This is a genomic window from Terriglobia bacterium (assembly GCA_032252755.1).
In the GTDB taxonomy this organism is placed as follows: Bacteria; Acidobacteriota; Terriglobia; order Terriglobales; family Acidobacteriaceae; genus JAVUPY01.
This window is the reverse complement of the sequence record JAVUPY010000086.1, coordinates 68,847-75,940: the sequence shown is the minus strand read 5'-3', so window position 1 is coordinate 75,940 and position 7,094 is coordinate 68,847. Positions and strand designations below refer to the sequence as shown.

Here is a 7,094-nt window from a genome sequence, read left to right as displayed (position 1 = left end):
CTCCGACGTGCAAGAACGCCTGTGGCACGTTTCCATTCTGGCTAATAACGTTGGAAAGGTGGTTGAGCTGGTATCCGAATTTGAAGTTATGTGTTCCACCCCAGCCTGACTTAAAGAACGAAATGTCCTGATCAAACTGGTAGTGCTTGTCGGCATTGAATAATGTGTAGGTGCCAGTGTACGGCACGGTGGTCTTCCCGGCGGTACCAAACAAACTCGATGGCACCGGGTTACCTGCGTTGTCTGTGGTAGTAGCGTCGACATTGGTATCCCAGACGAGGTTCACGCCCGAAGTTGGCCACCCAAAGTCGTGGTAGTTGTCGAAGAAGTATCCGAAGCGAGTGGTCGAGACGACTCTTGGCGAGAGTGTGATGTCCGCGCCGAAGTTATAGGTGGAGTTTGGAGCCGACCAGCCAATCTTCGGTGAATACTGCGCCAAGGGCGAAAACACTGAAGTATTCGTGAAACTCGTGTTAATTGGATCCGCGGACGGAATGCTTGCACCGGTCTCACGCGCGTACTGGTAGAGCCAGGAGGCGAAGAGACGGATTTTCTGCGTGGCTGCGTAATCCAAGCGAGCCGTACCGTAATACTGCTTGCGGTCCTGGGTGAAGTGCTGGACACCAACAGTAGGATCCGCAGGTGTGAAATCAACAGTCCGACTTAGCGAGTTGATCTCCGGCGCAAAACCAACGAAGAACCAAAGTCTGTCCTTGATGATCGCGCCGCCCAAAGTTCCACCCGGCGAAAGATCGTGGAAGCTATCCTTCTTGCCCCTGTAGAGTTGGGTTCCAGGATCAATCAACCCAACGTTGGAAGCATTCGGATCGTACTGAAGGAAGGTGTTGTTCTGGTTGGCATCGATAGAATTGCCTTCCCAGTAGGTGAACAACTGGCCGTGGAACTGGTTGCCACCCTTCTTCATGACGACATTGACCACGCCGCCAAGAGCGCCACCGTGCTCGGCTTCGATGCCCGAAGTTTTCACCTGAACTTCCTGAATAAACTGATAGGGGACGTTGGCCTTGGAGTAGCCGCCCGAGATGTTCTCTGTATCCTGCCCTTCGACGAGGTATGCGTTTTCGGAGTCGGCCGCGCCGCCGATGGAAAAGCCGACATTCAGGCCGTTGCCGCTGCTACCCGGCATCGAACCACCGGTACCACCATACGTGTTACCCGCAAGAGGTTCGTTGCGTGCAGAAGGCGCGAACTGGATAACCGACTGGAATGAACGCCCGTGCGGGACGTCAGCGAGCACGTCGGGGGTGACGTTGGTCATCGTGTGCGTAGTGGTGACATCGATGACGGGAGCTTCGCTATTGACTTCGACAACAGTTTCCGCGGCGCCGACTTTGAGCGCGAGATCGAGCGTCGGAAGGTGACCGACCTCGATGTTGATGTCGGAGCGCTTGAGGGTGGTGAAACCCTTCGCAGCTACCGTCATGGTGTAAGTGCCGGGCGGCAGATTGGCGAAGCGATAGTAACCGCCAGCATCGGTGGTCAGGGATTTTGCACCGATGAGCGTTGATCCCTTCAGGGTGATGTTGGCGTTGGGAACAACGGCGCCCGACGCATCTTTCACTGTTCCCTGGAGACCGCCCGTTGTTTCCTGGGCGACCATCAAGGTCGCTGTGAATGCTGCGAGAAACAGCACAAGGACAAGGGTTAACCCTTTCCTCAATGACATACAGAGTCCTCCTACAGACAGGTTGGAAATCTTTTACTTGTTACCCCGAGTCGTTTGTCCGTGGCCTTGCCATCTGCCCGGACCCGAGTTGAGCCGTCCTTGAGCGCGGACGCAACGATAGAAACGGTACTTATTTGTTAAAAGGAGAGGCAACTGGGGTTCCAAGTAGGAGAAGGAGCTAAGTGGCTGATTCTTTGGGAACAAAGGTGTTGGTTGCGAAAAAGTTGCTCCCGTTTTTCAGAATTTGTGGAAAACGGCTATGAAATTCAGAAGCAGCATGGCTCGTAAGTGGTTGAGCCATAAGGTGTTATGTGGCACTTGAGTGGTTGGCACGAGAGTGGGGAAATGGCAAAACGGCAACGGGAGAAACGGCAAAACTGGAACCGCGGACTTTCGCGGATTGACGCGGATGAAAGAACCGAAAAGATCCGAAGATCGGAAGAACAAAAGCAACTACCCCGGAGGGCTAGGATGGGGCACCCGAAATACCCCACTCAAGCCAACGAAGGCTTGAATGGGGCACCCGCATTATTTGGCGAACCATTTTTCGAACCAATACATGCTGCGGACCTGGTAGTCGCGGCGGTGCGCAGGTTGGGAGATGGCGTGGCCTTCGTTGGGGTAGACGACGAACTGGTTGGGGACGCCGAGAGTTTTGAGCGCGTGCCACCATTCGAACGACTGCGGCGCGGGGACTTCGCCGTCGCGATCGCCGACGAGGATGAGCGTCGGTGTCTTGACGTTCTTCACGAAAAGAATGGGTGAGCTTTTGTCGTAGACCGCGCGGTCGTCGTATACGGACGCGCCGAAGTAGGGAATCATCCACTCGTCGATATCGTTTTCGCCGTAGTAGCTGAGCCAGTCGGAGAGTCCGGCGCCGGAGACGATGGCCTTGAAGCGGTTGGTTTGGGTGGGCGCCCACATGCTCATGTAGCCGCCGTAGCTGTGTCCGCGCATGCCGAGACGATCGAGGTCGATGGGGTATTCGCGGGCGAGGGAGTCGATGCCGGCCATGATGTCGCGGAAGTCTCCGCCGCCGAAATCCTTGACGTTGGCCTGGGTGAAGGCTTCGCCCTGTCCGTAGCTGCCGCGCGGGTTGGGACAGAGTTCGAAATATTCCATCGCCGAGAAGGCGCCATCGCTGGGGCTCCAGTAATTCATGCAGGCGGCGGCGGGGCCTCCGTGGACGTGGACGATGAGCGGGTATTTTTTCTTTGCGTCGTAGTTGCGCGGGAAGAGCAGCCAGCCTTGCACGCGAAGGCCATCGCTGGTCCAGTGAACGTTGCGGGCTTCTCCCCAGGCGGGCTTGACGTTGGCGTTGTAGTTGGTGAACTTGTGCCAGTCGCCGATGGGTCCGGCCCAGATTTCGGGCGGCTCCGCGAATGAAGTGCGAATGACGGCGGACATTTTGCCGTCGCGCGCGAGAGAGAGGTGTTGGCCTTCGCCGGCGTAGAAGGTTTCAAATTTCTTGTAGATCGTCTTCATGTCGCCGCCGCGCGTGGAGAGAGTGGCGATGCCGGAGTCGCCGTCGATGTTGGCGGTGAAGAGAAGCTGCGTGGGCGAGGTCCAGGTGAGCCAGGAGGCGGAGGCCTTCATGTCGGGCGTGAGATTGCGGGCTTCGCCACCTGTGGTGGGCACGATGAAAATGTCGCCGCCGGTGGAGCCGAAGTCGCTCATGATGCCTTGGATGAAAGCGATCTGGCGGCCGTCAGGCGAGAAGCGCGGGATGGCGATTTGCAGCTTGGGCTTGAAGACCTCGTGGAGTGAACCAGTGGCGGCGTCGATGGTGTAGAGGCGGGCGATCCACCAATTGTTATCGCCGGAGCCGTGGGCGGCGGTTGCGGCCCAGGACTTTCCGTCGGGCGACCAGTCGTATTCGTAAACGTACATGTTGGCGGGCGAGACCTGGCGGACGGCGCCGGTGGCTAGGTCGACCGTAGTGAGGCGCTGCTCGTAAAAGTGCTCTTCGATGATGCCCTCGGGCGGCGTCATGGGGACGAGAGCGCCGGCGACACGCGGCATGTTTTCGATGAAGAGCACGGCGAGAGTCTTGCCGTCGGGCGAGAAGCGCGGGGTGGAGACGTAGCCGTGGAAGTCGGCGAGCTTGCGGGCGGCGGCGATGGCCGCAGCGTCGGCGAGGTAGAGTTCGGCAGCGGGCTTGTCGCCGGGAAGATCGGCGATGAAGGCGAGGTGCGCGGAGTCTGGGGCCCAAGCGAGGTCGCGGACAGGGAGATCGTTGGGCGCGGCGAAATGCTTGATTGCGGCACGAGGCGCAAGCTCGGAGAGAAAGATGTGAGCGCCATCGGTGTATGCGATCTTGGTGCCGTCGGGTGAAATGGCGACCTGCGCCGCGGCACTCGCGTGGGGCATGTTGTCCCAGATGGAGGCGGCACGTGTGGAGTTCAGGTCTTGCGCGTAGAGAGCGGCGGCAGAAAGAAGAATGATGAGCAGGATGGCACGGCTGCGAATAAGTGAAGACATTTCGGGTTCCCTCGATTGTGTACGAGAGGATAAAGGAAATCTGCGAGTAGGTAAAAGGGAAGAGCGAAGAATGGAAGATTTGGTGAGCGGGAAACTGAAGTTGATTCCTGCGGAGGAATCAGCCGCCGAAGCGGATGGCGGCGCGCTCCCTGGCTTTGGCGGCTTCTTCTTCGCGATTCTTCGGCGGGGCGGTGGTTTCAAGGGAACGCAAGAGGCGGGCGGAGACGGCGGCAACTTCTTCGACCGCGGCGTCGAAGGCGGCCTCGTTGGCCTTGGAGGGCTTGGTGAAGCCGCAAATCTTGCGCACGAATTGAAGCGAGGCGGCGCGGATCTCGTCGTCGGTTACCGGCGGTTCAAAGTTGAACAACGTTCGGATGTTTCGGCACATCGGAGCCCCCACGTGTGACATCAGGTTAGCACGGAGCAGGCTCGGGGCGTGGATTGGGGCGTCACCTGCGGGGGAAGCGGGCGTCACTGACCGTTCGAGCGGTTGTGTGCAGGATGACAGGATCAGCGATCTGCGCGGAGGCTTGCCAGAAGCAGATATTGCGCTCACAGGGGGGATCCGATGGGTTGGATTATTGCGACGAAACGAAATTGGGTGCTGCCGGTTTTCGTTCTGTTCATCGCTGTCGTGACGTGCTTTTCACAAGAGGCCACGAAGACGGGCGAGGCGGCGCAGGCTCCGGAGGCCGGCGAGATCGTCCCGCACAAGGTGTTTCCGGCGGCGAAGATCACGGAAGAGGTCATCGGGGAGATGACGCCGGGGGCGGAGTTCTGGGGCGCGCAGAGCACGGAAGATCATTTGGCATGGGTTGAGAAGGGCAAAGAAGGCAAGCGGATCGTTAAGCTGGACGGCAAACAACTGGGCACGAGCTACGACGAGGTGAAGAACCTGGACTTCAGCACCGACCAGGAACATTTGATCTGGGCCGCGAAAAAGGATTCGAAATGGGTGATCGTGCTGGATGGTGAGGTGAAGTCGAAGGAGTACGGGAAGCTGACGTCGCCGACAATCAACGCCAACGGGAAGCATTTTGCGGTAGGTGCGTGCGAGTTGAAGAAGTGCCGGCTGGTGGTGGATGGCGAGGAGGTCGGGCCGGAGTTCGAAGACATTTCGTACGCGATCTTCAGCAAGGACGGCGCGCACTATGCCTATGGCGGCAAGCAGAACAAGAAATGGCAAATCCTGCTGGATGGAAGGCCGTGGGGGCCAGAGATACAGGGATTCCGTAACTGGTACTTCAGCCCGGATTCGAGCCGGTTGGCGGTTGCGGCGCTGCTGAAGCAAGGGTGGACGTGGGTGGTGGACGGTACACCGGGTCCGACGTACGAGGTTTTGGGATATCTCGATTTCAGCAACGACAGCAAGCATTTTGCTTACGCGGGAGCGGGTGCGAAGTCAGCAATGTTCGGCAAGAACAAGACATTCGGAACATTGGTGATCGACGGGACGGTGGAGAAAACTTTCGAGGGGAAGGGGTTTGGCGGCGGATGGCAGGGAATGTTCGCCGAATACAAGATCGTGACGGGCGTACGGAGCTTCGAACCGGATTTCTACGGACTGTCGGACCCGGAGTACGCGAGCGATGGGACGCTGGTGTATGCGGCGCGGCGCGGTGAGAACGATGTCGCGGTGTTCTTCCAGGGAGAGGCTGGGCCGACGATCGACGACCTGGTGAGCCCGGTGATTATGACCAGCGATGGGAAACATATCGCGTACGTAGGAAAGAAAGGCGAGCAGTTTGTTGAAGTGCGCGACCAGAAGGTGGGGAAGGCGTTTCCGGGGAAACGAGCAATCAGCTTCGTGCCGGTAATCGTTATCAGCGGGGACGGAGGGCGTACGGCGTTCGAGATCGTTCGAGGCGGAAACGTGTTCAAAGGGGGCGGAACGCAGCGTGCGCTGCGCCGGGTGGTGGTGGACGGGAAGGGCGAGGCGGAGTTCGATGCGTACTCGATCAACTATTTCACCTTCAACTCGGATGGAAAGCATTATGCATACGAGGTGATCGGGGCTGCCGGCGATCGCGACCAGGTAGTGATCGACAGCATGGAAGGTAAACTCTACGACGCGATCTTCAAGGGCAGCACGAAGTTCATCCAGGATGATGCGGTGGAATACACGGTGAGGGATGGATCGAAGTTCTACCGGGTTCGGCACAAACTGAACTAAAGGCGAAGATTAACGCAAAGGGCAGAGGGCGCGAAGGAATACTACAACCACGCGCCGGGTTGGGGGATATTACTCGACTTTGTCGAGTTTTACGAAGATGCGACCGTCGGCTTTGATGGTCGAGACATAGAGGGTTACCTCTTCGTTCTCGGTGGAGATGGTTGCCGGGACCATGAAGGCGGGATCGCCGGTTTCGTTGGTTGTCTCCATGGTCTTGCGGAGAACACAGCCGGAGCAATGAACGGTTTTGCCGCAGCCTGCCTGCTCGCGCGAATGCCGGCATTCGACGACGTTGCCCAGGGTGGTGTCAGGTTTTATTTCGCGGGCGGCCGGCGAAACGGCTGCCGCGGTTTTGTTGACAGCGATGGGTTGCAGGGAACTGCCCATGACGAGAATGGGGAACGAGAAGCCGTCAATAAAGGATTGAAGGGATGAGCCTTCGGGCTGGAAGAGTCGTTGGCGGCAAGAGAGACAGATGCCGTGACTTATGGGCGGAAAGCCGTCTCGAATGAGTGAACCACACCAGGCGCACAGGGTCTTCATCGGTACAGGATTAGAATAGAGGGGAGATGGGCGAGGACTGGGTGATGGGGATCACAACGGCATGTGAGGAGCGAGGCGCGGCAAGACGGCTTGTATCCGGTTGTGCTTCACGCTGGAGTGGGTTTGCCGATATGTCCTGAGCCGTCAGCCCCCCAGCTTGATGCGATTGTTTATAGCGCACGCCTGTTCAGGACATGATGAGACATTTAA

5 protein-coding genes are annotated in these 7,094 nt (G+C 58.3%); 1 reads left to right on the top strand and 4 read right to left on the bottom strand.

What is annotated here, in order from left to right; genetic code table 11:
• The 3 genes from ROO76_21425 to ROO76_21415 all read right to left on the bottom strand — a co-directional run.
• On the bottom strand, window positions 1-1,687 hold a 1,687-nt coding region (locus ROO76_21425), incomplete at its 3' end, for a TonB-dependent receptor (protein MDT8070730.1).
• A 528-nt stretch (window positions 1,688-2,215) separates the two neighbouring features.
• Window positions 2,216-4,168, bottom strand: coding sequence for a S9 family peptidase (locus ROO76_21420; GenBank protein ID MDT8070729.1), 1,953 nt, complete (start codon window positions 4,166-4,168; stop codon window positions 2,216-2,218).
• A gap of 118 nt (window positions 4,169-4,286) precedes the next feature.
• Complete coding sequence (locus ROO76_21415) at window positions 4,287-4,556, bottom strand: DUF2277 domain-containing protein (GenBank protein MDT8070728.1); 270 nt, start codon at window positions 4,554-4,556, stop codon at window positions 4,287-4,289.
• Window positions 4,557-4,736: 180 nt separating this feature from the next.
• Here ROO76_21415 and ROO76_21410 point away from each other — a divergent pair, with 180 nt between their 5' ends.
• The gene (locus tag ROO76_21410; GenBank protein MDT8070727.1) at window positions 4,737-6,341 is read left to right on the top strand and encodes a hypothetical protein; all 1,605 of its coding nucleotides are present in this window, start codon (window positions 4,737-4,739) and stop codon (window positions 6,339-6,341) included.
• Between the two features lie 69 nt (window positions 6,342-6,410).
• On the opposite strand, the gene ROO76_21405 is transcribed toward ROO76_21410, so the two are convergent.
• Complete coding sequence (locus tag ROO76_21405) at window positions 6,411-6,728, bottom strand: hypothetical protein (GenBank protein MDT8070726.1); 318 nt, start codon at window positions 6,726-6,728, stop codon at window positions 6,411-6,413.
• Window positions 6,729-7,094: the final 366 nt, after the last annotated feature.